General features: G+C 32.7%; 29 protein-coding genes. 27 read left to right on the top strand and 2 right to left on the bottom strand.

The genetic code is table 11. From position 1 onward, the window contains the following. The 3 genes from J2S15_RS15310 (at window position 1) to ytvI (ending at window position 2578) form a co-directional block, all read left to right on the top strand. Window positions 1-633 carry an ATP-binding cassette domain-containing protein gene (locus J2S15_RS15310; protein WP_307409888.1) on the top strand — a complete coding sequence of 211 codons (633 nt, stop codon included), beginning with the start codon at window positions 1-3 and terminating at the stop codon, window positions 631-633. A 96-nt stretch (window positions 634-729) separates the two neighbouring features. Then, a complete protein-coding gene (locus J2S15_RS15305; protein WP_307409886.1) occupies window positions 730-1392 on the top strand; it encodes a DUF1003 domain-containing protein in 663 nt (220 codons plus the stop codon). Between the two features lie 88 nt (window positions 1393-1480). After that, window positions 1481-2578, top strand: a complete 1098-nt coding sequence (gene ytvI, locus J2S15_RS15300) for a sporulation integral membrane protein YtvI (protein WP_307409884.1) — start codon at window positions 1481-1483, stop codon at window positions 2576-2578. A 14-nt stretch (window positions 2579-2592) separates the two neighbouring features. On the opposite strand, the gene asnA is transcribed toward ytvI, so the two are convergent. Then, window positions 2593-3606: an aspartate--ammonia ligase gene (gene asnA / locus J2S15_RS15295; RefSeq protein WP_307409882.1), complete on the bottom strand. Its 1014-nt coding sequence runs from the start codon at window positions 3604-3606 to the stop codon at window positions 2593-2595. A 130-nt stretch (window positions 3607-3736) separates the two neighbouring features. Here asnA and J2S15_RS15290 point away from each other — a divergent pair, with 130 nt between their 5' ends. The 22 genes from J2S15_RS15290 (at window position 3737) to J2S15_RS15185 (ending at window position 23560) form a co-directional block, all read left to right on the top strand. Then, window positions 3737-4054 (top strand): SH3 domain-containing protein, encoded by a 318-nt coding sequence (locus J2S15_RS15290; RefSeq protein WP_307409880.1) that lies wholly within the window; start codon window positions 3737-3739, stop codon window positions 4052-4054. Window positions 4055-4139: 85 nt separating this feature from the next. Further along, on the top strand, window positions 4140-4439 hold the full coding sequence (locus tag J2S15_RS15285) for a rhodanese-like domain-containing protein (protein WP_307409878.1): 300 nt from the start codon (window positions 4140-4142) through the stop codon (window positions 4437-4439). Continuing rightward, complete coding sequence (locus J2S15_RS15280; protein ID WP_307409876.1) at window positions 4439-6088, top strand: FAD-dependent oxidoreductase; 1650 nt, start codon at window positions 4439-4441, stop codon at window positions 6086-6088. The genes J2S15_RS15285 and J2S15_RS15280 overlap by 1 nt, the downstream gene beginning before the upstream one ends. A 106-nt stretch (window positions 6089-6194) precedes the next feature. Continuing rightward, on the top strand, window positions 6195-6863 hold the full coding sequence (locus tag J2S15_RS15275) for an MmcQ/YjbR family DNA-binding protein (RefSeq protein ID WP_307409875.1): 669 nt from the start codon (window positions 6195-6197) through the stop codon (window positions 6861-6863). Window positions 6864-6942: 79 nt separating this feature from the next. After that, a complete protein-coding gene (locus J2S15_RS15270; RefSeq protein ID WP_307409873.1) occupies window positions 6943-7293 on the top strand; it encodes an iron-sulfur cluster biosynthesis family protein in 351 nt (116 codons plus the stop codon). Between the two features lie 111 nt (window positions 7294-7404). Continuing rightward, window positions 7405-10005 (top strand): cation-translocating P-type ATPase, encoded by a 2601-nt coding sequence (locus J2S15_RS15265; protein ID WP_307409871.1) that lies wholly within the window; start codon window positions 7405-7407, stop codon window positions 10003-10005. Between the two features lie 343 nt (window positions 10006-10348). Beyond that, window positions 10349-11302, top strand: coding sequence for a virulence RhuM family protein/type II toxin-antitoxin system death-on-curing family toxin (locus J2S15_RS15260; protein WP_307409869.1), 954 nt, complete (start codon window positions 10349-10351; stop codon window positions 11300-11302). Between the two features lie 775 nt (window positions 11303-12077). Next, the gene (locus J2S15_RS15255; protein WP_307409867.1) at window positions 12078-13109 is read left to right on the top strand and encodes an SIS domain-containing protein; all 1032 of its coding nucleotides are present in this window, start codon (window positions 12078-12080) and stop codon (window positions 13107-13109) included. A gap of 2 nt (window positions 13110-13111) precedes the next feature. Further along, a complete protein-coding gene (locus J2S15_RS15250; RefSeq protein ID WP_307409865.1) occupies window positions 13112-13699 on the top strand; it encodes an HAD family hydrolase in 588 nt (195 codons plus the stop codon). 79 nt (window positions 13700-13778) lie between these two features. Continuing rightward, complete coding sequence (locus tag J2S15_RS15245) at window positions 13779-14612, top strand: sugar phosphate isomerase/epimerase family protein (protein ID WP_307409864.1); 834 nt, start codon at window positions 13779-13781, stop codon at window positions 14610-14612. Beyond that, window positions 14609-15019 (top strand): PTS sugar transporter subunit IIA, encoded by a 411-nt coding sequence (locus J2S15_RS15240; RefSeq protein ID WP_307409862.1) that lies wholly within the window; start codon window positions 14609-14611, stop codon window positions 15017-15019. Before J2S15_RS15245 ends, J2S15_RS15240 begins: the two co-directional genes overlap by 4 nt. Window positions 15020-15031: 12 nt before the next feature. Beyond that, on the top strand, window positions 15032-15502 hold the full coding sequence (locus tag J2S15_RS15235; RefSeq protein WP_307409860.1) for a PTS sugar transporter subunit IIB: 471 nt from the start codon (window positions 15032-15034) through the stop codon (window positions 15500-15502). A 15-nt stretch (window positions 15503-15517) separates the two neighbouring features. Next, window positions 15518-16294, top strand: a complete 777-nt coding sequence (locus J2S15_RS15230) for a PTS mannose/fructose/sorbose/N-acetylgalactosamine transporter subunit IIC (protein WP_307409858.1) — start codon at window positions 15518-15520, stop codon at window positions 16292-16294. Continuing rightward, the gene (locus J2S15_RS15225; RefSeq protein WP_442319969.1) at window positions 16281-17111 is read left to right on the top strand and encodes a PTS system mannose/fructose/sorbose family transporter subunit IID; all 831 of its coding nucleotides are present in this window, start codon (window positions 16281-16283) and stop codon (window positions 17109-17111) included. The genes J2S15_RS15230 and J2S15_RS15225 overlap by 14 nt, the downstream gene beginning before the upstream one ends. A gap of 8 nt (window positions 17112-17119) precedes the next feature. After that, window positions 17120-17758 carry a deoxyribose-phosphate aldolase gene (deoC, locus tag J2S15_RS15220; protein WP_307409854.1) on the top strand — a complete coding sequence of 213 codons (639 nt, stop codon included), beginning with the start codon at window positions 17120-17122 and terminating at the stop codon, window positions 17756-17758. 54 nt (window positions 17759-17812) lie between these two features. After that, entirely contained in the window at window positions 17813-19165 is a 1353-nt protein-coding gene (locus tag J2S15_RS15215) for an MATE family efflux transporter (RefSeq protein ID WP_307409851.1), read from the top strand. A 110-nt stretch (window positions 19166-19275) separates the two neighbouring features. Continuing rightward, complete coding sequence (locus tag J2S15_RS15210; protein WP_307409849.1) at window positions 19276-19716, top strand: GNAT family N-acetyltransferase; 441 nt, start codon at window positions 19276-19278, stop codon at window positions 19714-19716. A 62-nt stretch (window positions 19717-19778) separates the two neighbouring features. Continuing rightward, window positions 19779-20504 (top strand): GntR family transcriptional regulator, encoded by a 726-nt coding sequence (locus tag J2S15_RS15205; protein ID WP_307409847.1) that lies wholly within the window; start codon window positions 19779-19781, stop codon window positions 20502-20504. A 16-nt stretch (window positions 20505-20520) separates the two neighbouring features. After that, window positions 20521-21246 (top strand): GntR family transcriptional regulator, encoded by a 726-nt coding sequence (locus tag J2S15_RS15200; RefSeq protein WP_307409845.1) that lies wholly within the window; start codon window positions 20521-20523, stop codon window positions 21244-21246. A 161-nt stretch (window positions 21247-21407) separates the two neighbouring features. Continuing rightward, window positions 21408-21959: a DUF3793 family protein gene (locus J2S15_RS15195; protein WP_307409843.1), complete on the top strand. Its 552-nt coding sequence runs from the start codon at window positions 21408-21410 to the stop codon at window positions 21957-21959. 16 nt (window positions 21960-21975) lie between these two features. Continuing rightward, window positions 21976-22392 carry a flavodoxin gene (locus J2S15_RS15190; RefSeq protein ID WP_307409841.1) on the top strand — a complete coding sequence of 139 codons (417 nt, stop codon included), beginning with the start codon at window positions 21976-21978 and terminating at the stop codon, window positions 22390-22392. A gap of 304 nt (window positions 22393-22696) precedes the next feature. Further along, a complete protein-coding gene (locus J2S15_RS15185; protein WP_307409839.1) occupies window positions 22697-23560 on the top strand; it encodes an Abi family protein in 864 nt (287 codons plus the stop codon). Between the two features lie 43 nt (window positions 23561-23603). Here the strand turns inward: J2S15_RS15185 and J2S15_RS15180 are convergent, their stop codons facing one another. Continuing rightward, on the bottom strand, window positions 23604-23804 hold the full coding sequence (locus tag J2S15_RS15180; protein WP_307409837.1) for a cold-shock protein: 201 nt from the start codon (window positions 23802-23804) through the stop codon (window positions 23604-23606). Window positions 23805-24036: 232 nt separating this feature from the next. Between J2S15_RS15180 and J2S15_RS15175 the strand changes: the two genes are divergently transcribed. Further along, complete coding sequence (locus J2S15_RS15175) at window positions 24037-24306, top strand: GNAT family N-acetyltransferase (RefSeq protein WP_307409835.1); 270 nt, start codon at window positions 24037-24039, stop codon at window positions 24304-24306. A gap of 8 nt (window positions 24307-24314) precedes the next feature. Then, window positions 24315-25253: an L-lactate dehydrogenase gene (locus J2S15_RS15170; RefSeq protein WP_307409833.1), complete on the top strand. Its 939-nt coding sequence runs from the start codon at window positions 24315-24317 to the stop codon at window positions 25251-25253. Window positions 25254-25284: the final 31 nt, after the last annotated feature.

The following is a 25284-nucleotide window of genomic DNA, read 5'->3' as shown; positions in this document are numbered from 1 at the left end:
ATGATAGTAGAATGTAAAAATATTTCTAAGGTATTTGGCACTGATGTTATTCTTGACGATTTCTCTTATTCATTCGAACAAGGTAAAATTTATGTACTTTATGGAGTTAGTGGAAGTGGAAAAAGTACATTGCTAAATTTGATAGGAAATTTAGATAAACCGTCTTCAGGCGAAATTGTCTATTACAAGGACAACAAAGTAGACACATCTAATCAGATGATGTTATTTCGCAAACGAATTGCCTATCTATTTCAAAACTATGCATTAATTGATGATAAAACGGTTAAGTATAACTTAGAAATTGCATTAGAATATATTAAAAGTGATAATAAAGAAAAACTAATGGAAGAAGCATTGGGAAGAGTTGGATTAAGTGGATATTTAAATAAAAAGGTGTTTACCCTATCCGGAGGTGAACAACAAAGAGTAGCGTTGGCTAGAGTTCTGTTAAAAGAAAATGATGTAGTTTTAGCTGATGAACCTACTGGAAATTTAGATGATAAAAATGTTTTAGAAGTAGTGGAACTTTTTAAGGAACTAAAAAATGAAGGAAAGACAATTATTATTGCAACACATGATGAATCTTTCCTGGATATCTGTGATTATAAAATTGTGCTTGAAAAAAATCATTAAATAACAAAATCTCTCCGTGATGAGAGGTTTTTTGATTGTATCCTTTTACACACTAATTGTTTTGTACTACTATTAAAGCAAGGTAGGAGGATTATTATGAAAGTGGAACAAAATAAAGTTAAGTTAAATCAACTTCCTCAAAATATTAAGGAAGAATTAATGAAGGAACATCCAGAATATACAGAAGATATGGAAGTTGATTATAATGAGGTAATGGATTATCATTTACAGATTATTGAGAGACAATTACAACAGCAATCAAACCTTATAGGAAAGTCAGATAAACGAATTCTTAAAAGTATTCAGAATAATGAATTTATCACGAAAGAGATACATCCAGATGACAGTAAACTTACAACTGGTCAAAAAGCAGCAGATGCAATTGCTAAGTTTGGTGGAAGCTGGGGATTTATTATTACTTTTATAGTGGTATTAATTGTATGGATTGGTTTGAATGCAACAGCGCTATTATTCAAAGCGTTTGATCCATATCCATTTATCTTGTTGAATCTTTTGCTGTCTTGTTTAGCTGCGATTCAGGCACCAATTATTATGATGAGTCAAAATCGCCAGGAAGACCATGATCGAGAACAGTCTGTACATGATTATGAAGTAAATCTGAAGTCGGAAATAGAAGTGCGTTTACTGCATGAAAAGATGGACCACTTGATTTATGCACAAATGAAACAGTTACTGGAAATGCAACAGTTGCAGATGGAATATCTAAAGGAGATAAAAAAGAGTAGTCAAAACGAGTAAAACATGGTAAATTACATAATATTACATAATATAACAAGAATTATGATTAATATGTCATCTATAATAGAGGGAAAAGCGAGGTAATACGATGGAAGAGCGAAAGAAGTTTTTGATAAACCTATGTTATTATGCAGCAGTAGTGGCAATTATAGTAGGAGTGTTTCGCTATGTAGTACCATGGTGTTTACCTTTTCTACTAGGATTTGCAATTGCGTGGATGCTGCAGGGAGCGATCAGAAGACTTTCAAACAGATTAAATATAAAAAATAAAGTAGTAGCAATTATAGTGCTGGCAATCTTCTATTTGAGTATTGGTAGCTTGGTTGTATTTGGTTCAATTCAACTAATTGCAATGCTTGGGGATTTATTTAAAGAATTACCAGCATATTATGAATCAAGTATTGAACCTGCTCTAGAGACATTATTTGAGTCATTTAGTTCATTGCTGTCAAATATTAATATAGATTTGGCTAAAAACTTTAAGGACTTGAATAGTACATTATTAGAAATTGGGCAACAAATAGCCCCATCAATTTCTTCTGGATCAATCTCATATCTGACAGATTTTGTATCGTTTGTTCCTTCATTTTTATTAAGTTTTGTTTTTATGATTATTTCATCATTCTTCTTTGCAATGGATTTTACCAGCATAAAAGAATTTATTATGATGCAGTTTGATGAACCAAAAAAGAACATTATAAGAAGAGCAAAAGCACATACATTTGGGACGTTAGGAAAATTCTTGAAGTCGTATGGAATTATTATGACAATTACATTTGTTGAACTTAGTGCTGGTTTATTGATTCTTGGAGTTGATAATGCAATTGCTATTGCATTATTAATTGCAATATTTGATATCCTTCCAGTATTAGGTACTGGTGGAATTATGATTCCATGGATTATTATTTCATTTATTAATGGTCAGGTTGAATTAGCGTTTGGATTACTAGTTGTTTACTTAATCATTACCGTTATTCGTAATATTATTGAACCAAAGATTGTTGGAGTACAAGTTGGTGCTCATCCAATCGTCATGCTAATATCAATGTTCTTGGGAGTAAAGATTTTGGGAGCTGTTGGAATTATAGCGTTCCCAGTATTAGTTATTATTATTAAAAATTTAAATGAAGAAGGAATTATTCATTTGTATAAGAACAGTCCAAAAAAAGTTGAATCTACATCGTAGGCTCAACTTTTCTTTTATAGTAATGGAATATTATTTTTTTCACATGCTTCAATTACATCATCCGACCACAGTGATGCCTGAACTTCACCTACATGTGCTTTTCTTAAGAAGTACATACATAAACGTGATTGTCCAATTCCTCCACCAATGGTAAGTGGTAATTCATGATTCATAATTGCTTTATGATATGGTAGTGCCAAACGATAAGTAGCATTTGCCTTTTTTAATTGTTCATCTAAGGTTTTATCGTTTACTCGAATTCCCATAGAAGACAATTCCATTGCAACATTTAGAACTGGATACCATACTAAGATATCTCCATTCAGTTGCCAGTCATCATAATCGGGTGCACGTCCATCATGACGAACTCCGGATTTTAATTTTTCACCAATCTGCATAAGGAAGACCGCTCCATGCTCTTGTGTAATTTTGTTTTCTCTTTCTTTTGCAGTTAAATCAGGATACATATCTTCCAACTCTTGGGTTGTAATGAAATGTATTTTTTGCGGAAGCATTGCTTCTCCTAAAGATGGATAATGCTTAATCATCATATACTCAATTTCAAGTAAGATATCATAAATCTTATTGACGATTGTTTTCAGGTAATCTAGGTTACGATGTTTTCCATCGATAATTAGTTCCCAGTCCCACTGGTCAACATAGATTGAATGAACATTGTCTAATTCTTCATCACGACGAATGGCATTCATATCTGTATATAAACCTTCAAATTTTCCTAAATCATAACGCTTTAATGCATCACGTTTCCACTTTGCCAGTGAATGAACAATCTCAATTGAACGATTGTTGATGTCTGGTGCATCAAAGGCAATTGGGCGCTCCACTCCGTTCAAGTCATCATTCAATCCGCTGTCTGCCTGTACAAACAATGGTGCAGATACTCTGGTTAAGTGCAGTGCTTCCCCTAAACGTCTTTCAAATGTATCTTTTACTAACTTTAAAGCAATCTCTGTTTCCAATAAAGTCAGTGATGGTGTGTATCCCTCAGGAACATATGTTTTCCCCATATAATCAACTCCTTTGCACTTTATAATAGTATATCTATAGGGGAATGTCAAAATGAAATTGCATAAATAAATACATTTTTGTAGTGTATAATAGAAATTAGAAACAATGATTGATAGAGAAGGAGGCAAGATGAAAGCAACAGTATACAAAAAACATGATGGTGAAGGACAATTTCCTTTATTTTCAAAAGGAGCAAAAGTAGAGAATGTAAAGTCATGTCAGCAGTATGAATTTTGGAGTAGTTGTACCATTGATGGGTATGACACATATATTTCAAATACGTATATCAGTGATGGTATATTGAATCGCGATTATAATCCTACAGAATTAGTACTTAACAAAGGAGATGTTGTTACTATTTTAGAAGTGGCATTTGACTGGGCATATGCTGAAGATGAACAAGGGACAAAAGGGTGGGTACCTTTTGGAATTTTATATTCTAATTAGGATAACACCTTTTTTCTTGTGCAAATGAAAGGTTAAATATTCATATTTCCGATACAATAATAACAGGACGTTAGGAGGATTATGAATGTTTAGTAGAAAAATAGAAATACGTGCAAAGGAATTAGAGGATAAATTAGATGAACATCCACTGATTGTCGATGTTCGTGAACCAGATGAATATAGTAGTGGACACATAAGTGGAGCGATTAATGTTCCCTTAGGAGAAGTTGATAATTACAGACCAGAACAGGAAGTATATCTGGTTTGTCATTCCGGTAGACGAAGTAGAGCAGCGGCACTGATTCTTCAACACAAAGGGTTTGAAGCGAAAAGTATGGCTGGTGGTATGCTGGAGTGGGAAGGACCAATAGAGGAGGACAAATAATGCGTACAGTAATTGTTGGAGGGGTTGCAGGAGGAATGTCAGCTGCGACGAGGCTTAGAAGATTAGATGAGAAGATGGATATTATTGTCTTAGACAAAGGACCTTATGTTTCATTTGCGAATTGTGGATTACCTTATTACATTGGTGGAGAAATTAATGAACGTGAAAAACTGATTGTTCAAACACCACAACGACTGGAAGATCGTTTTAATTTGGATGTTCGTGTCGAACACGAAGTAATTCATATTAATACAGATACCAAGGAAGTAGTAGCTTTATCAGGAGATAATGAAGAAGTGATTCCTTATGATAAATTAGTATTATCACCAGGAGCAACTCCAATCATTCCTACGATTGCAGGAATGGAAGATGCTGATAATCTGTTTACTCTTCGCTCAATTCCAGATGTTGATGGAATTATGAATTATATTGATGAGCATGAACCAAAGAAGGCAGTTGTTATTGGGGCTGGTTTTATTGGGACAGAAACAGCAGAGAATCTGACAAGTCGTGGAATTGAAGTTACGATTATTGAAAAAGCATCTCATGTATTACCAAGTGTTGATGCTGAAATGGCAGTTTTTCTAGAATACGAACTAAAGAAAAATGGGGTACATGTAATAAGTGAAGCTGGAGTCATTGCATTTACAGATAATGGCAAAGTGGTTCATTTAGATAATGGAGTAGAAGTTGCTACTGATATGATTATTTTATCAGTTGGAGTTCGCCCAGATACGGATATGATTAAGAATTCAGGAATTACTGTAAATGATCGTGGTGGAATCTTAGTTGACGAAAACTATGAAACAAATGTGAAAGATATTTATGCCGTTGGTGATGCAATAGTTGTCAAACAAATACAGACAGGTGAAGATGCAATGATTTCATTAGCTTCACCAGCCAATCGTCAGGGACGTCAGGTTGCTGATGTGATTGCAGGATTACCACGTAAAAATAAAGGTTCCTTAGGAACGGCAATTGTTCGTGTGTTCTCACAAGTAATGGCATCAACTGGATTAAATGAAACACAATTAATAAGATTAAAGAAAGATTATGCAGCTGTACACATTCCTGGAAAAAACCATGCAGGTTACTTTCCTGGGAGCAGTGATATTTTCTTAAAGTTATTATTTGATCGTAAAACTGGTGCCATCTATGGAGCACAGGCAATCGGAAGAGATGGAGTGGATAAACGTATTGATGTTATTTCTACTGCAATTCTTGGTGAACTGACAGTATTTGATTTACCAGAGTTAGAATTATCATATGCGCCACCATTTGGTTCTGCAAAAGATATTGTAAACATGGCAGGATATGCAGCAATGAATATTATTGAAGGAATGTCAGAAAATATTCAATGGCATGAACTTCGTAAATTACAGGATGATGGAGCATTTGTATTGGATGTTCGTGATGATGCAGAGCTGAAAGCAGGACGTTTAAGTAATGCAACGCATATTCCATTAAGTGAATTAAGAGAGCGAATGAATGAAATTCCTACAGATAATCTAATTATTGTCAGCTGCCATAGTGGACTTAGAAGTTATCTGGCAGAACGTATCTTAAAGCAAAATGGATTTAATGTACGTAACTTGGATGGTGCGTTCTATCTTTATTCAAAAGTGTTACCAGAAGAAATTGAGCATTAATAATTGACAAAAGTAGTAGCTGAAAAGTTTACTACTTTTTCTTTTGACTTGTTGACACTGTTGAGATTCTTGATAGTATTAACTTATAGTAAGAGTGAGGATTGTCATGAGGATAGTAAAGAAAGAACTAAAAAACAGAAAAATAGAAGAGGAACTTCTAGTAATTTATGGATTTATAAAACATAATGATGTGTATGAGTTTCAAGCGAGTTTGGTTGATGAACAATTTACAATTGTTGTAACTTATGCAAATAAAGAAATGATAACAAAAGTAATTGATATGAATACCAATGAAGAATATGTACTAGTGGACATTTCAAGAGCAAGTGGAGAATTCTTAGGAGTAATTCGAGAAACTTATGAAGAAAGAATCAATGATATAATTAAAAACTGTACAGTTGAAGATATCTTTAAAAATGAAGTAACTAAGGAAGTGATTCGTTATATTGAAACAACCTATAATGGAGAATTAGAGTTTCTTTGGAAGAAAACACCAAACAATGCAATCTTTCGTCATAAAGAAAATAAGAAATGGTATGCAGCACTGCTTACTGTGAAAGCAAATAAACTGGGAATTAATAATGATGAACTCGTAGAGATTATAGATCTAAAAAATACACCAGAAGAAATTGAAAAGATTGTAGATAATGAATTATATTACTGTGGTTATCATATGAATAAGAAACATTGGTTTACAATTGTTTTGGATGGAAGTGTACCCTTAGAAACTATTTATAAATTTATTGATATCAGTTATCATTTGAATCAAAAATAGTTATTATGCATATCATTAGAATTAATCCTTCGATTGGCTTATGATTAGGTTAGGAAGTCAACGAAAGGAGGCACACATTATGTATGTAAAAGTTGATGATAAAGCACAAGAGATTATTAAAAGACATTCAATTGATGGTGCGAAAGTAGTTTTGAATATGGTAGATGGTATTGGTCCATTTGCGAAAGGTAGCGTGAGTTGTGATCTTGGTACTCGTTTTGAAATTATCTTTGTAGATAGAGATAGAGAGTTAGAAGACTATGGAGAAACAATTGATTCGGATTTAGGAAAACTTTATATTAAACCATATACAAAAGATTATTTAGATGAAAAAGATGTCATCAAAGTTGGATCATTGAATAATTTAATTCTAGCTGGAGAATTCTCTGGTGAAATTGATCCAAATGTAAATATAAGAGATGAGCGATAACTATCCAATTTGGGTAGTTTTTTCTTTCTTTAAATTAGTTTATTTAAAAGTTTTCTACTTTCTTTGGGAAACGTGTATAATAGTAATAACACCATGAAAGGGGAATATTTTATGTTAGCACATAACCATAGCGCAAAAGAGGTAATTGAAGATTTAAAGTCCGATGAGAAAAAGGGACTAGACTCAGCGCAGGTAAAAGAAAGATTAGACCGAGATGGTCTTAATAAATTAAAAGAATCAGCAAAGAAAACCAACTTTGCTAAATTCTTGGATCAGTTCAAAGATGTAATGATTCTGATTTTGTTGTTAGCTGCAGTAGTTTCATTTATTGTAGCAATCATGGAACAACATCTATCAGGATTCTTTGAGCCATTACTGATATTATTAATTGTTGTATTAAATGCAGTAGTTGGAGTATATCAGGAAAATAAAGCAGAAAAGTCATTAGAGGCTTTGATGAATATGACAACACCACAAAGTCGAGTGATTCGTGATGGGAAAGAAGAAATCATTGATACACAGAACTTAGTGGTTGGTGATATCATTCGTTTGGAAGCAGGAGATTTTATTCCAGCAGATGCACGTTTAATTAGTGCGAATGCATTAAAGTCAGATGAATCCGCATTAACGGGTGAATCGGTACCAAGTGACAAGAATGCCAGTGTGATAATCGAAGAGAAAGAAGCACTTGGAGATCGAATTAATATGGTGTATTCAGGTTGTACGATTACCAATGGTACAGCAGTTGCAGTAGTTAGTGCAACAGGTATGAATACGGAGATGGGTAAAATTGCCAACTTATTAGATAGTGCAATTGATACCAAAACACCATTACAGGAACGTTTAGCAGTATTAGGTAAATATCTGGGAATAGCAGCCTTAATTATCTGTGTAGTTATCTTTGTGATGGGTATCGTCGATGGTATGCCAATTATGGAAATCTTTATGACTGCAGTATCACTTGCGGTATCGGCTATTCCTGAAGGACTTCCAGTAATTGTTACAGTTGTATTGTCAATTGGTGTAGAGCGAATGGCAAGACAAAATGCAATCGTTAAGAAACTGCCAGCTGTAGAAACACTTGGGAGTACATCGATTATTTGTAGTGATAAAACAGGTACCCTTACACAAAATAAAATGACCTTAGTAAAAGCGTATTATGAAGGAGCTGAAAGCGAAGCAATCAGTGATCATAATAGTGATGATATAAAGCAATTATTAACGTATGCAATTTTATGTAGTGATGGATCAATTTTAGTAGAGGATGGAAAAGAAGTATCAGTAGGGGATCCTACGGAAACGAGTATTGTATCTGCTGGAATGAAGAATGGAATCTTTAAAGATGAAATCAATAAAGAGTATCCTAGATTGTTTGAATTACCATTTGATTCTGATCGTAAGATGATGAGTGTAATCAATGAGATTAATGGTAAGAAAATTGTGATTACCAAAGGTGCCTTTGACGTCATGGAAGGACGATGTAAGGGCGATTTGAAGAAAGCGGAACAAGTTGTAGAAGATATGAGTAAAGAGGCTCTGCGTGTGATTGCAGTAGCCTATAAAGAGATTGATACAATTCCTGATGATATTGATTCAGATATGTTGGAAAATGATTTAACATTACTTGGATTAGTAGGAATGATTGATCCACCACGTGAAGAAGCAAAAGAAGCAATTCGTGTATGTAAGAAAGCTGGTATTAAACCAATTATGATTACTGGTGACCATGTAGTAACTGCAGAAGTAATTGCTCGTCAATTGGGAATCTTTAATGAAGGGGATAGAGCGATTACAGGATTGGAACTTAGCGCAATGAGTGAAGAAGAACTGGATCAACAATTAGAACATATATCTGTATATGCTCGTGTATCACCAGAAGATAAAATTCGTATTGTTAGAGCATGGCAGAAGAAGGATAAGATTGTTTCCATGACAGGTGATGGGGTAAATGATGCACCATCCTTGAAAGCTGCAGATATTGGTTGTGCAATGGGTATTACTGGTACCGATGTTGCAAAGAGTGCTGCTGATCTTACACTTATGGATGACAACTTTGCGACAATTGTAGAAGCAGTAAAAGAAGGTAGAGGAATCTACAGTAATATCAGAAGAGTTGTTGGTTTCCTTTTAGGGACAAATATTGGAGAGATAGCATTAGTATTCTTCTCAATGTTGTTTTGGAAAGTATCACCATTGCTTTCTATGCAATTATTATGGATTAACCTTGTAACAGACAGTATGCCTGCAATTGCCTTAGGAACTGAAGCAATTGATGGAGATGTAATGAATGAAAAACCAAGACCTAAGAAAGAAGGAATCTTTGCTCATGGTTTAGGTGTACAAGTAGTACTTCAAGGGATTATGTTTGGAGGATTATCATTAATTGCATTCCACTTTGGATATGAACACGGTGGTTTAACAACTGCCAGAACAATGGCATTTATTGTACTTGGATTATCTCAAGTGCATCATGCATTCAATATGCGTTCAAATAAATCATTGTTTAAAATTGGAGTATTTACAAATAAAACATTAAACAAAGCAGTTGCTTTATCAGCAGGATTAATGTTATTAGTTATCTTTGTGCCACCAATTACTGAAATATTTGGATTAACTCAATTACCAATTGACCTATATGCATTTAGTTGGTTCTTAAGTTTTGTTCCAATTATTGTATTGGAAATTGTAAAAGCATTAAAACTTGTAAAATAGAAATATTCTAGAACAATAGATGAAATAAGATCCTTTCATTAGAAACTTATTTCGTCTTTTTTTTGGTTTATTTAAACGTAAAAATATCAAAACAATAAAAAAGCAATATCGGTTTTTCCGATATTGCAAATAATAAAGAAGTACATATTATTGAGCATCCTAATTTAGATGCACTTGTATTTATAAAATATTTTAAGAAGAAATGTATTAAAGTGATTTCTTCTTTTATTATGGCTTATCTTCATTTTATTCTAACATAAAATATTAACAGTATTTTAGGACTATTAAACTATATTCACAATATAAGAATAGGGAATATTTTAATAGAAAGGATAAAAATAAAATGACTAAGAAAGAAGTTATGATTTTTAAGGATGGAAGTTTTGAAGTTAATGTGAATATAGATTTAGATGGGGAAACAGTGTGGTTAACGAGAAAACAAGTTTCAGAGTTATTTGATAGAGATGTAAAGACTATTGGTAAACACATTAATAATGTATTGAAGGAAGAATTAGATAATGAAGATGCAGTTGTCGCAAAATTTGCGACAACTGCAAATGATGGGAAAAGTTATAATATAGATCACTATAACTTAGATGTAATTATATCAGTTGGATATCGAGTGAAATCAAATAGAGGGGTATTATTTCGTAAATGGGCTAATTCAGTTTTGAAGCAGTATTTACTTGATGGTTATGTTGTTAATGAACGACGTAGCGATACGTTAGATTATTCTAAGGTACTAGGATTGTTGAATAATTTAAGAACTAAAAATATGATGGATGAAATAACTGGTGAAGATCTGTTGGGATTTTTAGATTCATATCAAAGAGGATTAGAGATATTAGATAATTATGACCATCATACACTTACAAGTCCAAATGGAATACAAGATATATACAAACTTACCTACAATGAATGCATAGATATAATTAGAAAAAGTAGTTTTGAAGATAAAGATGATCTATTTGCGATTGAAAGAGATGATTCATTTCACTCAAGCATTCAAACAATTTATCAAACATATGATGGAATTGAAATGTATCCAACACTAGAATTGAAAGCAGCAAATTTACTTTACTTAGTTACCAAAAATCATAGCTTTATAGATGGGAATAAACGGATTGCAGCAATAGTATTTTTATATTTCTTACAAAAAAATAATAATTTGAAGGTGAATGGTGTTGAAAGAATATCAAATGAAACATTAGTAACACTCACTATATTGATTGCATCATCAAATCCTGAAGATAAAGAAAATGTAGTAAATCTAATCACGGTATTGATTGCGAAATAACGAATACTAAATAATAAGAAGAAATGAATTTTAGATTATGAAATTCTACTTCTTTTTTTGTTTTGCTTTCATTGTTATTGTGTGAATTCTAAGTTTATGTTTTATAATCCTTCGTCTTAGTTTAATACTGACTTTATATAGGTTGTTAATATTTTTTGTCTTTGGTATATAAAAACAATGAATTGGCATACTTGATAAACCAAGGAAATAAAAATGTATAAAAAATAAAAAGAAGAGTGAAAATGATTACAAAAAAATATTGAGGTAGCACATTCAAATGATTTTTTAAAAAACTAAGATGTGGAATTGTGGAAAACCCCACCAATAAAGGGGATAAGGCTTATGTAATTAGAATTTATAGATTTTGTTAAGATAATCGGAGTGATCTAAATGGATAAGAAAAACTATCAATATATTTTAATTAGTTATATTTGCTGAATAGAAATAGTCGGTAAGCAACCAATATAACTCAACCACTAGCCAGTAAATTATCTAAAATTTCATTTTGATTGAAAGAAAATAAGAAAAGAATAAAAAAATACATGACTGTAGAAAAGTATAATATATATGCATAAACAAAGGGGAATTTGATGTTTTGTTAAATTTTAGTTTATACTGTTTAAATAATATTTTTATGAAACCGCTTGCAATAGCACCAACTAACTGGTATATTAAAAACGTAAAGTGGAATACAAGAAGAACCACAAGGCGCCAGGTTTGATTCTGTCTTTATGATTGATTTTAAAACGAAAGTTTTATTAAGAAGGAGGACGAAATGGAAAAAGAGAAGGTAACACTACCAAAGTTTGACACAGAAAAGTATTTGAAAGAAGGAGATGCAATCTATGCACAACGTGCTGAGGTTGAGAAAGTAGCCGATAAAATTTCAAAAGATGGATATTCAAATATCTTCTTATTAGGAATTGGTGGAACATGGGCAGAATTTGCTCCAATCAAATATGCGATTGAAAAATATTCTGATGTAGATGTTTATTTAGTAAATGCAGCTGAGTTGAATGTATTAAAACATCGTAAACTAACAAAAGACTCAATCGTAATTACAGCAAGTGCATCAGGGGACACAAAAGAAATTGTCGAAGCTGTGAAATGGATCGTAGCTGATGGTATCCAAGTAATGGCATTCACAAAATCAACAGGACCTCTAGGACAAGTGGCACAAACAGTAATTGAAGCGAATGTGACAACTGGTATGTGTGAATACAGTTATTTATTATTTAATTTATTGGCATTGAGATTATTATACAACCGTGGTGATTTCCCTGACTATGAATTGTTTGCTGATCAAATGAAAGGTATTTTTAAAAACTTAGTAGATATTCGTGAACAATTTGATCCAAAAGCAGAAGAAATTGCTAAAAAATATTACAGTGAGCCATATAACATCTGGGTAGGTTCAGGTGCATTATGGGGAGAAACGTATTTATTCTCTATGTGTATTCTTGAAGAAATGCAGTGGGTACGTACAAAATCTGTTACTTCACCAGAATTCTTCCATGGAACATTGGAACTTGTGGAAAAAGATGTGCCTGTATTCTTAGTGAAAGGTGAAGATGAATGTCGTGCTTTAGATACACGTGTTGAAACATTCTGTAAAAAGATTACAGATAACTTGATTGTATTTGATACTGCTGAATATGCACTTGATGGTATTGATGACAAGTTTAGAGCACTTGTGTCTCCATTAATTGCAACTAGTTTATTAACAGAAAGATTAGCAGCACACTACGAAACATACACAAAACATAACTTAAATTACAGACGCTACTATCGTCAATTTGAATATTAATCATGAAAATTAAAGCAGTAATTTTTGATATGGATGGTGTGCTGATTGATTCGGAACCGTACTATATGTATGAGATGATGACGTTTCTAGAAAATCATGGAAAACCAAAGTCGCAAAAAATTGTATCAGAAGTTATTGGATCAAGTCACCAGAGAACATGGGAATTGATGGCAGGATGGTTAGAAAGTGATTATACATATGATGAAATGTATGATTACTATTGTAGAACAACAAATGTTGAAGAGGTTGATTGTACAGATATCTTAAATCCTTATGCAAAGTTTCTTATCCGATATTTGAAACAGCAAGGGATAATGGTTGCAATTGCCTCTTCCAACCATTTGGATTTTATTGAAAAGGTTTGCAGAGAAAATAATATTGATCATTACTTTGATGCAATTGTGAGTGGGATGATGTTTAAAGAAAGTAAACCTCATCCGGAAATTTATTTACATACATTAAATTGCCTGTCAGTAAATGCAAAAGAAACTCTGATTATAGAGGATTCTAATTATGGAATAGCGGCTGCGAAAAATGCCGGTGTAAAGGTTGTAGCAAAGGTAGATGAACGATTTCATTTTGATCAATAGGAGGCTGACTACTATGCAAGAGATTTATTTGATGTTTATCAGTTGATAAAGCAAATTGAGGCAGGTGAGGAGGAATTTCATGATTAAGTTATGTGCTATGAATGGTCATTATCGCTTCTATGAACTAGAAAATTTCTTTCAACATATTCAATCCATTGGATTTAAGAGTGCTGAAATATGGACTGGACCTCAACACTTTTTTATGGATTACCAAGGGTACGAAAGTGTTGATAAATTAAAAGATCTAGAAGAAAAATATCAGATTAAAATTGAAGTAATTTGTCCAGAACAAACAAATCCCAAACCAAACAATATGGCTGCAAAATCTCTACAACTTCAAAAACATGTATATTCATATTTTACAAATGCCATTGATGTAGCAAACAGTATAGATGCAAAAATTGTTCTTGTAACAAGTGGTTGGGCATTTCTAAATGAAGATAGCGAAGAGGCGTTTCAGCGAAGTGTTAAGATGATGAAACGATTATGCAAATATGCAAAAAGCAAACAGATTTATCTTGCAATTGAATCATTACAGAAAGATGAGTCGCTAATCGTTAATTCGATACCCAGTCTTCAACGTTATCGAGAGGCAGTAGGAAGTGATCAATTAAAAGTGTGTATTGATTTTGGAGCAATGGCTGGAGCTGGTGAAACAATTAGAGATTACTTTGAAGCATTTGGAAAAGATATTATCCATATACATTTTGTTGACGGTTCACCTGTAGGACATCTTGCGTGGGGGGATGGAAAACGAAGTATGGAAGAAGATATTAAGGAACTGAAATTATATGGATATGATGGTTTGTTATCACTAGAAAGTGTAAATGGGATTTATTATCATAAACCATATGAAGCAGATCTTAAAACAATGCAGAAATTCAATAACATTATGAAGGAGAATAAACAATGAAACATTATATAATTGCATCTCATGGAACCTTTGCAAAAGGGATTTATGAGAGTATTAAAATCATTGTTGGAGAACAGCCAAATATACATATTATCAATGGATTTGTAGAATCAAACGATATTGAAAGTGATATAAAGGAAATAATAAGTTTGATTCCAGAAGAAGCAGAGATCATTGCAATGACTGATGTATTTGGGGGTAGTGTAAATAATGAGTTTATGAAACTTTTAGGAAGAAAGAATTATTATTTGATAACAGGAATGAATTTACCATTGCTGATGCAGATATTCTTAGCTGGTGATGGTGATACAAAAGCGATAATAGAGAGTATTGTAAATAATGCAGATACAGCACCGAAATTCTGTAATCCGCTAATTGAAGATAACTCTCAAGAAGATGAGTTTTAGGAAGGTAAAATTATGATAAAACTAGTTAGAATAGATCATAGATTATTACATGGACAAGTTGCATTCTCATGGACCAATGGAGTAGGGGCTGATTGTATTTTGGTTGCTAGCGATATGGTAATAAATGACAATGTTTGGAAAACAACATTGAAACTTGGGAAACCTTCTGGGTGTAAATTAGTGATAAAAAATATGCAAGATTCTATTGATGCAATTAATAGTGGTGTTACAGATAAATATAAGTTAATCATTGTAGTTCAAACAATTGAAGAAGCAAAGCAACTCGTAGATGGATGTCCACAAGTAAAGAGTATAAATTTAGGAAACACAAAGGAATCAGATGAAACAAAGCAACTAAGTAAACAAATATTTGTTACAAAAAGGGAAGAAGAAATTCTCAAAGAGTTCATTCAAAAAGGGTTAGAAGTGGAAATCAGAGCCTTAGTTGATGATAAAAAGATATTTGTTGAAAAAGTGTTGTAAGGAGGAAATATAATAATGGTAGTTCAATCGTTTTTATTAGGACTAGTTGCAGTATGGGGAGTATTGGATTATCAACTAGGGACATTATATACATTTAGACCAATTACGATTGGTCCAATTGTAGGAGTAATTTTAGGAGATTTACAAACTGGTATTACTGTGGGGGCTAGTTTGGAATTATTATTTATGGGAGCAATCTCAGTTGGTGCATATATTCCACCAGATGTATTAATTGGAGGAATCTTAGGTACAGCATTCGCAATATCAACAGGTGCGGGATTGGAAACAGCGGTTACTCTAGCGATGCCAATCGCACTAATTGCGTTATCGATCAGTAATTTTATCGCTGCATTAACACCAACATTCTTAAAGTTTGCAGATGATGCTGCAACAAAAGGTGACTCAAAGACAATCAAGAAAGTGCACTGGCTAATGGGAGCAATTGGTGCATTAGAAAAATTCTTGTTAGTATTTTTTGCATACTATTTAGGAGTAGATGTTGTGGAATCTGTATTGGGTTCAATTCCTCAAGTGATTATTGATGGAATGGCAGTTGCTGCAGGAATGTTACCAACATTAGGGTTTGCAATGTTAATGCGAATGATTTTAACGAAAAAGATTATTCCATATTACTTTTTAGGATTTATTCTAACTGCATATTTAGGAATGCCTGTACTTGGAGTTGCGATTTTAGGAGTTATTATCGTTGCTGAAAAATTTGGTTTCTTATCTGGAGTAAAAGAAGCAGTAGTTGGAGCAAATAATGAGGAGGTAGATGATGATGACTTCTAAGCAAACAGGGATAATTACAAAAAAAGAATTAACAAGAATGAGTTTTAATGTAGGTGGTCTTGGAATGGAATGGTCTTGGAATTATCCTAGACAGATGCATATGGCGTTCTTACTGATGTTAGACCCATCTTTAAAGAAAATCTATGCAACGAATCCAGAGGGGTATAAAGATGCACTTATACGTCATATGGAGTTTTTCAATATTACACCTCAGTTGGCACCCTTTGTTGGTGGAATTGTTCTTTCAATGGAAGAAGAAGTAAACAAAGGTGATATTGATGGTGATGGAATCAATGGGATTAAAGCTGCACTGATGGGGCCATTGTCAGGAATTGGTGATTCAATTTTCTTAGGATGTATTCGTGTTATAGCACTTGGTGTTGGTCTTTCATTAGCTCAACAAGGAAGTATACTTGGACCAATTTTATACGTATTAATTTATAATGTACCAGCATTCTTAGTTCGTGTATTTGGAGCCAGATTAGGATATAACTTAGGATTTAATTATCTTACAAAAGCACAAGAAAATGGAACAATGGATAAGCTTATGTATGCAGCAGGTATCTTAGGGATTATGGTAATTGGTTCCATGACGTTTGATATGTTCTGGGCTTCAGTATCCTTACAGATTGGATCTGGAGAGTCAGTAGCAAGTCTGCAGGAAGTACTTGATGGTATAATGCCAGGTATTGTTGGTTTAGGAGTTACATGGATTTATTATTGGGCATTAGGCAAAAAAGTAGGTCCAGTAAAACTAATTCTAATTACTGTAGTGTTAGGAATTGTAATGGCTTATTTTGGAATTATGGCAGCGTAGGTTAGCTTATGATAAATAAATATATCGATTATATTGATGATCCAAATGATTCATTTATTCAATATCTTCAAAAAGCGAAAGACATGAAAGTAAGATGTATATTTGCATCCTTAGATCAATATGACGAAGCAGTACAGTATTTGAAAGATACAGATATTATTGTTGCTGGAGCAATTGATTTTCCAGAAGGTAACTTGAGTCTTGAAGCTAAATTAAAAGAGTTTCAAATTTATGCAGATAAAGGATTTAAAGAAATTGATTATGTTTTAAATCAGAAGAATATTGAAGAAAGAAACTATGATGAACTTTTAGCAGAATTAAAAGCGATAGCAGATTTCTGCAGAGAACATCAAATTACAGATAAAGCAATTGTTGAAATGTGTAAACTTGATGAAGAAGCAAAAATAAAGGTTTGCAAATTTGCGAATGAAGCAAATCCAAGTTTCTTGAAAACATCTACAGGAAAGAGTTTTGGAGGAGCTAGAACGAGTGATGTAGTGTTAATGCGTAAATATCTGAAGGATTCAATTCAAATCAAGGCAGCTGGTGGTATTCGTAGCTATTCATTTGCGAAAGAATTAGTTGATGCAGGTGCAAACGCACTTGGAGCTAGTGCTGCAATTCAAATTATTAGCGAAGAAAAATAGATATGAACCTGGTATGTATAAGATGCCAGGTTCATTTTAGAAGTGGGGTGGACAATGAAATCAAAATTAGATAAGAAGTTTGTAAAGTATGTTTTATTATTAGCATTACCTGTTATTATTCAACAGTTGCTCGTGAATCTGTTAAGTATTGCAGATACCATAATGATTGGTGGCTTAGGAGAAGATGCAATTAGTAGTGTAACCGTTGCTAATAAATTCTTCTTTGTCTTCAATCTGGCAATTTTCGGATTAGCAAATGGAATTGGTATTTATATTTTTCAGTATTATGGTGCGAACAATAAACAATCCTACAATGCAGTGTTTCGCTTTGGTTTATGGTGTTGTGCGCTTGTAGGCGTTGTTGCAACCGTTTATTTGTTGTTATTTCCAAAATCAGTAATTACTATCTTTTTGGAAACACCAAACATAGTAGAAGGAGCATTGGACTATTTGTATGTTGTCAGGTACTCTTATCTTCCATTTGCTTGTGTAATGATGATTGCTGTTGCATATCGAATCAAAGGAGAACCAAAAATACCAATGGTTAGTGGTTTTATCGCATTTGTTGTAAATGTTATATTGAATTATATATTGATTTTTGGACATTTTGGTTTTGATGCTATGGGAATTAAGGGGGCTGCAATAGCAACAGCAATATCACGATATGTGGAACTGTTTTTTCTATTCTATTTATTATCAAATAAAAAATCGGATTTATATCTTTTTGTGAAAATTAAGAAATTACATATAAAAGAGAAACTTGCTGTAATAAAACAAACAGTTCCTCTTGTATGTAATGAAATACTATGGTCAGTAGGACTCAGTGTTATTTTTATGAACTATTGTTATGTTGGTGAAAGTTATATTCCAGCATTAACAGTAGTAGACAACATATCATCACTAGTCCATGTCGCTTTCGCTGGATGTGCTACAGCGACAGGAATTATTATAGGTAAGGATTTAGGTGCTAATCATTTAAACGAGGCTCGTAGTGACTCTAAAAAGATGATTAAAATAGGACTAATCATTTATATATTGGGAAGTATAGTTATTATGGTAGGATCACCATTTATACCTCTATTATTTTCACTGCAAGAGACCAATGCTCATATGGCAATGATTCTATTAATAGTAAAAGCAGCTATTATGTGGACACAAGGATATGCAGAAACTGCCTATTACATTTTGAGAGCGGGAGGAGATACAACATCAGTACTTGCGATAGATGGTTTATTCATTGTATTTGGTCCATTGTTGTTAAGTATACTAGCTTCCAGAATATGGAATTTAGATTTACTTATGATGTTTATATTGGTAGAAGGCGTGAACATTGTAAAAGTATTTTTGTCTACTTACTTTTATAAAAAAGAGCATTGGATTAAAAATTTAACTTTAGCAAAGGAGTGAAAACGTGACTGATGAGGGAGAACGAGTAATACATTATTATTCTGATTATTATCAGAGTAATCCAGGATAGCTTCAATGATACGAAATCATAATTAGAAAGGAGAAATGATATGATTATTCGTGATTTTGAAGAACGAGATAAACGTGAGTATATAGAAATGTCTACTGCCTTTTATCATAGTGATGCATCAATGGAGGATGGAAGTGAAGAACAGTTTGTAACCACATTTGTACAAGTGATGAAGAAATCACCCTATGTAAGAGGATTAATGATAGAACATAATCACTACATTATTGGATATGCTTTATTAGGTTTTTTCTGGTGCAATGGAAATGAAAGTATCACAATATTAATTGATGAATTGTATATAAAGGAAGAATATCGAGGAAATCAATATGGGAGGGAATTCTTTTACTGGCTCGAGAGTAATTATCATTTAGATGATTATACGTTTACCCTGGAAGTGAATCCAAGAAATGAAAAGGCATTATCTTTCTATAAGAAATTAGGGTATAAAAAAAGTAAGTATATTGTGATGGAAAAATATTAAGCTCTATCTTCTCTATAAATTTTAATGTGGTATAATAAACGAGGAAAGAGGTTTAAATTACCATGAGATTGTTAACACTTGATATTATCGTATGCAATGAAATAAAATATATGATAGAAAACACTCCTATTTTAGAAGGAGAAAAATTACCTAGTGAACGTGAACTGGCAGAAAAACTAGATGTACAAAGAGCAACTGTTCGTACTGGACTAAAGATATTACTTCAGGAAGGATGGATTTGTTCAAGAGAACGTAGTGGTTATTATGTAGCTCCACGTCGCATTGAAAAGAACGTGTATCGTATTTCTTCTACTTCACAGGTAGTTTCTGATATGGGAAAACAACAACATATCAAATTATTAAATATAGAAAAAAAGGAAATTGGAAAAGATTTATTCAGTAAAATTAAACTTCCAATAGGAACGAAGTGTTTTTTTATCGACCGCCTTCGTTATGTTGATGATGAAGTTGTATCGCTTGAACAATCTCTAGTTCCTTGTGCAGTTGCCCCTACATTAATGGAAAAAGATTTAGAAAACCGATCATTTTATAGTATTTTAGAAGAAGATTATTTAATTGATTTAGATTATTCAGAACAGGAAATCATAGTTGAGGAAAGTGACGAGTTTCTTTCAAAACATCTTCATGTACCTGTAGGGGAGAAGTTAGTAAAACAACAGGGATTAGTACTTTCAAAAGATGAAAAGCCAATTGAGTATTCAGAAACCTATATGATTATGAATCGTTTTGTATATGTAAATGATGACTTAACTGGAAGAAAGAAGTAGGAGGATAGATACTTATATGGATTATCGGATGCCGATATATATACAAATTAGAGATGCAATTGTTCAAAAAGTAAATAATAAAGAGTATTTACCTGGGGAAGCAATTCCTAGTGAGCGAAAACTGGCAGAGAGCTACGAAGTGAATCGAATGACGGTTAAAAAGGCAATTGATGCACTAGTAGAAGAAGGGTATTTGTTTCGTGTGCATGGGAAAGGAACCTTTGTACAGCGAAAGCATCGTCAGCGTTTAGCCTGGGGAAGTGATGATGCTTCTGGAATTAGTGCTTTGTTTCGCGAGCAGGGAGTAAAAAGAAAAGATAAGGTGGTAGTAAAAGGTCTTACAAAAGCCTTTAACTATTTGGGTTCAAAATTGAATCTGCAAAAATATGAGGATGTTTATGTTGTTCAACGTCTACGTTATGCAAATGATGAACCGTTTGGAGTAGAATATTGTTATATGCCATTTAAGTTCTTTGAAGATGCAGATGAACACAATTTTGAGAATGTTTCTATCTATAACTATATGGAATCAAAAGGACATTTTCCAATTAACTTCAAGCAACGTCTGATTATTATTGAAGCTGATGAAAAACTTGCCAAACAAATGGGAATTCAGACCAATGATCCCTTATACTATTTTGAGTATTTAGGTAAAGATAAGGATGGAAATGTCGTAGAATATACAGAGAGTTATATTCGTTGTGATAAAGCAGTCTTTACATATGAAGCAAAAAGAATATAAATATAAGAAGTGTTGCTTAAACTGCAATTCTTCTTTTTTCTTGTATTAGCAACCTCTATATTTTATTGACAACAGATATAAATTATTTTATTATGTTAGAAGAGGATAACTTTTATTTTTAACCATTCAGTTAGCCTTGTATAACTTTATCGGAGGAATTCATGAATCGTAAGTTTGAAGAATTATTATTTCTGTTCTGCTCTTGTACAATTGGTGGGGTGAAAGCTGGTTCTTTATTTACTTGCAGAAAGAAAGATGTTAAAAATCTTGCTTCTGTATTAGAGTACTATAGAGAAATGCTTCAAAAAGATAATATCGAAATAGAGATTTTACTTGATCGTAAAGATTCTGTGCTTTTATACATCTATCGTAGGAAACTCCTCTTAAATGTTTGGAATCAGAAATCAAGCAAGAAATTTCTATTGAAGCAGGGATATACGCTTTCAGTTGAGAAGAATCTTGAAATTTTAAAACTGAGACTTTCTGATGATGAATTTCCTCACGATATTGGTGTGTTTCTTGGTTACAGTATTGATGATGTAATTTCTTTTATGGAACATAAGGGAAAGAACTGTAAATGTATTGGACCTTGGAAAGTATATCATAAGGAGAAAGAAAAGCAGGAGCTCTTCGCAAAGTTTAAAGAATGTAGTGATTACTACTTACATTCGTTTTATTCTGGCAATAATTTAAGCCAGTTATTACATGCATAAGGAGGAAATATACAATATGCAAAAAGTATTAGTTGTTTACTGGAGTATGACAGGAAATACAGAGATTATGGCAAACGCAATCGTTGAAGGTTGTGGTGATGCAGATGTAACATGTGTAAATGTTTCTGAAACACCATCGTTAGATGGATATGACAAATACATGTTTGGATGTTCTTCAATGGGTGATGAAGTATTGGATGAAGGTGAATTCGAACCATACTTTGCTTCAATTGAAGCAGGATTAGCAGGTAAGAAAGTTGCTCTATTTGGATCTTATGGATGGGGCGATGGACAATGGATGCGTGACTGGGAAGCTCGTGTAAAAGCAGATGGAGCTGAATTATTTGAAACTGGTCTAATCATTAATGAAACACCAACAGATGATGATAAGGAAACTTGTAAGAAGTTCGCTGCATCATTTATGGCAGTTTAAAAGTAATAATTACTTTGAGAAGTATAAAAACCATGTAATTAGGTAGGATTAATTACATGGTTTTATTTTACAAATTCGACGGGGAAGGAATGATAAATGAAATGGAAAAGAAACAATTATAATTATTATAAAATGTAAATATAGTATGCAACGATTGTGAGTAATATTAGTCCAAATTGATTGACTGAGTTATTAAATTAATGTATTATTTGATTACGCAGAAGAAGTGGAATCATTCGGTGACCACTTCGAATAAGGGGGCTTCGGCCTCCTTATTTTAATACTATTAGGGGGATAGGGATAAATGAAGCCTTTTAAGACTTATAAGCAACAGTTAACCATATTAAGGGATAGGGAATTACAAATACCAAATGAATCAAGGGCAATAAGAAAACTTGAGACTGAGAATTATTATTGTATTATAAATGGATATAAAGATGAATTTTTAAGAAGTACTTCTCCTGAGAAATATATGAGGTATGTCACGTTTGATGAATTGATTTGTGCAGTTGACATGGATCGAGAATTGCGACTGGTTTATCTGGAGTACTTAATAAAAATAGAAAAATCTATTAAGACACAGATAGCTTATGTTTTTTCACGAAATCATCCAAATAATACCAGAGCATTTCTTGATTTTAATAATTATGATAATAGTCGAAGAGAACGAGGTTTTAGTGGATGTATTCATGATACGATATCTTTGTTTTTAAAAAAGATGGGCGATAATAATGAATCTATTAGGCATTATATAAATAATCATCAAGAAGTGCCATTTTGGATAATTATTAATTCTCTAACTATGGGCGAAGTTGCATATGTTTATTTTTACTTAAAAAGTCATCAAAGAAACGATATTGCAGCATATTATTCACATCATAGAAGAACAGAACATCAAAACAATACGATTAGAGTAAATGAAGATGATATAAAGAAAATGTTAAAACAAGGTAATATATTTAGAAATGCTTGTGCGCATGACTATAGATTTTATAAGAAGAGATCTGCGAGTTTTAATATTGCTAGTCTAAAAAACCATATGAAATATTTTTTGACTAAAAGGGAGTTTGATACATTTACCAAAAAATTAGATAACATAAAAGAAAAATATCAATCAAAAATAAATCCAACCTCATTTTCTAAAATGATGCAAGTATCAGGATTATAAAACAAAAAAAGACATCTACGGATGTCTTTCTGTTTAAAATGAATTAAACGATTTCAACGTTAACTGCTTTATCACCACGAGTGTCAGCTTCGATATCGAATTTAACGTAATCTCCTTCTTTTAATGTTTTAAATCCTTCAGATTTAATACCTGTGAAGTGTACGAATACATCGTTACCTGCGTCTGTTGTAATAAAACCAAATCCTTTTTCTTCGTTGAAAAACTTTACTTTACCAGATTCCATAAATAATTACCTCCTTTACTATAAAAAAGAGGTACTCAATTGAAATACTATATCTTGTTACATCTTTCATATGAAGCAAGTATAACACAGCGAAAACCATAAAGCAAATTATTGATTCAATTCAGAGTGTGGTAAAATAGAAAAATATAAATCGAGATAAATCATGCTTTTAAATGTATAAAACGTAAGATATTCGATATAATGGTGATAATAAGAGAAGGAGTGGATAGTTATGGAAATTAAAAGAAAAGCAAAAGCAATTATTATGGAAGATGAGCATGGTAAAGAAGTAGCAGCGTTAGAATATAAGGAACATCAGAATGTTTACTATCTGATGAGTACATTTGTAGATAACTCATTAAGAGGTCAGGGAGTAGCAGCTAAACTGTTTGATGAACTGATTGTGTTATTAAAAGAAAATGATGCAAAGGCTTCTCCAGTATGTTCATATAGTGTTTCTTGGTTTCAAAAACATCCTGAATACAGTGAATACCTGAAGTAGGTAGTTGTATGGAGAAACAGATAAAAATAGGAATTTGTGGAACGGGTCATGTTGGTGCACATTGTGCATATACATTAATGATGCAAGGTGTTGCAGATACCATTGTGTTAGTAGATACAGATGCAGATAAGTTATTAAGTGAACAACAGGACTTGAGTGATGCAGCTGGTTATATGCCACATCGTACCCACATTGAGTATGGTAAATATGCAGATCTTAAAGACTGTGATATTTTAGTAATGAGTGTTGGGACAATATTTGAAGGTGAACGCAATCGCTTGGAAGAGTTACATGAGAGTAAACGAATGATTGATGAATGTTTGCCTCCAATATTAGAAAGTGGATTCAATGGCATCATTATTAATATTACAAATCCTTGTGATGTAATTACTCACTATATATATGAAAAGAGTGGATTTGATGCGAATCGGGTATTGGGTACAGGTACATTACTTGATACAATGCGTTTAAAGGCGGTTCTATCAAGAGAAACCAATATGGACCATAAATCGATACAGGCATTTGTATTAGGCGAGCACGGAGAGTCACAGATGGTTCCATGGTCATGTGTAACCATTAATGGAATCGCATTGCGCGAAATGGAACGTCGTCATTCTGAACGATTTGCATTAGATTATGATGAAATTCTTGAAGAATCAAAAACTGCTGGATGGCGAGTGATTCAAGGAAAAGGTGCTACGGAATATGCAATTGCAGCTAGTTTGTCTTATTTGGTGAAATGTATTATTCATGATGAGAAACAGCTACTACCAGTAAGTGCCAATGTAGAAGGTCAATATGGATTAGATGATATTCATATTAGTGTACCTTGTATTGTTGGTAAAGATGGGGTAGAAGAAATCATTATTATGCCATTAGTAGAGCAGGAACTTGGTGCTTTATATGAAAGTGCAAATGTAATTACAGAAAACTTTGAAAAGCTATAATTGAGACAGCCTTGATAACAAGGTTGTTTTT

The sequence above is a fragment of the Breznakia pachnodae genome (assembly GCF_030814225.1).
GTDB classification, from domain to species: Bacteria; Bacillota_I; Bacilli_A; order Erysipelotrichales; family Erysipelotrichaceae; genus Breznakia; species Breznakia pachnodae.
The sequence above is the reverse complement of the archived record's forward strand: the minus strand, read 5'-3'. Positions and strand labels throughout refer to the sequence as shown.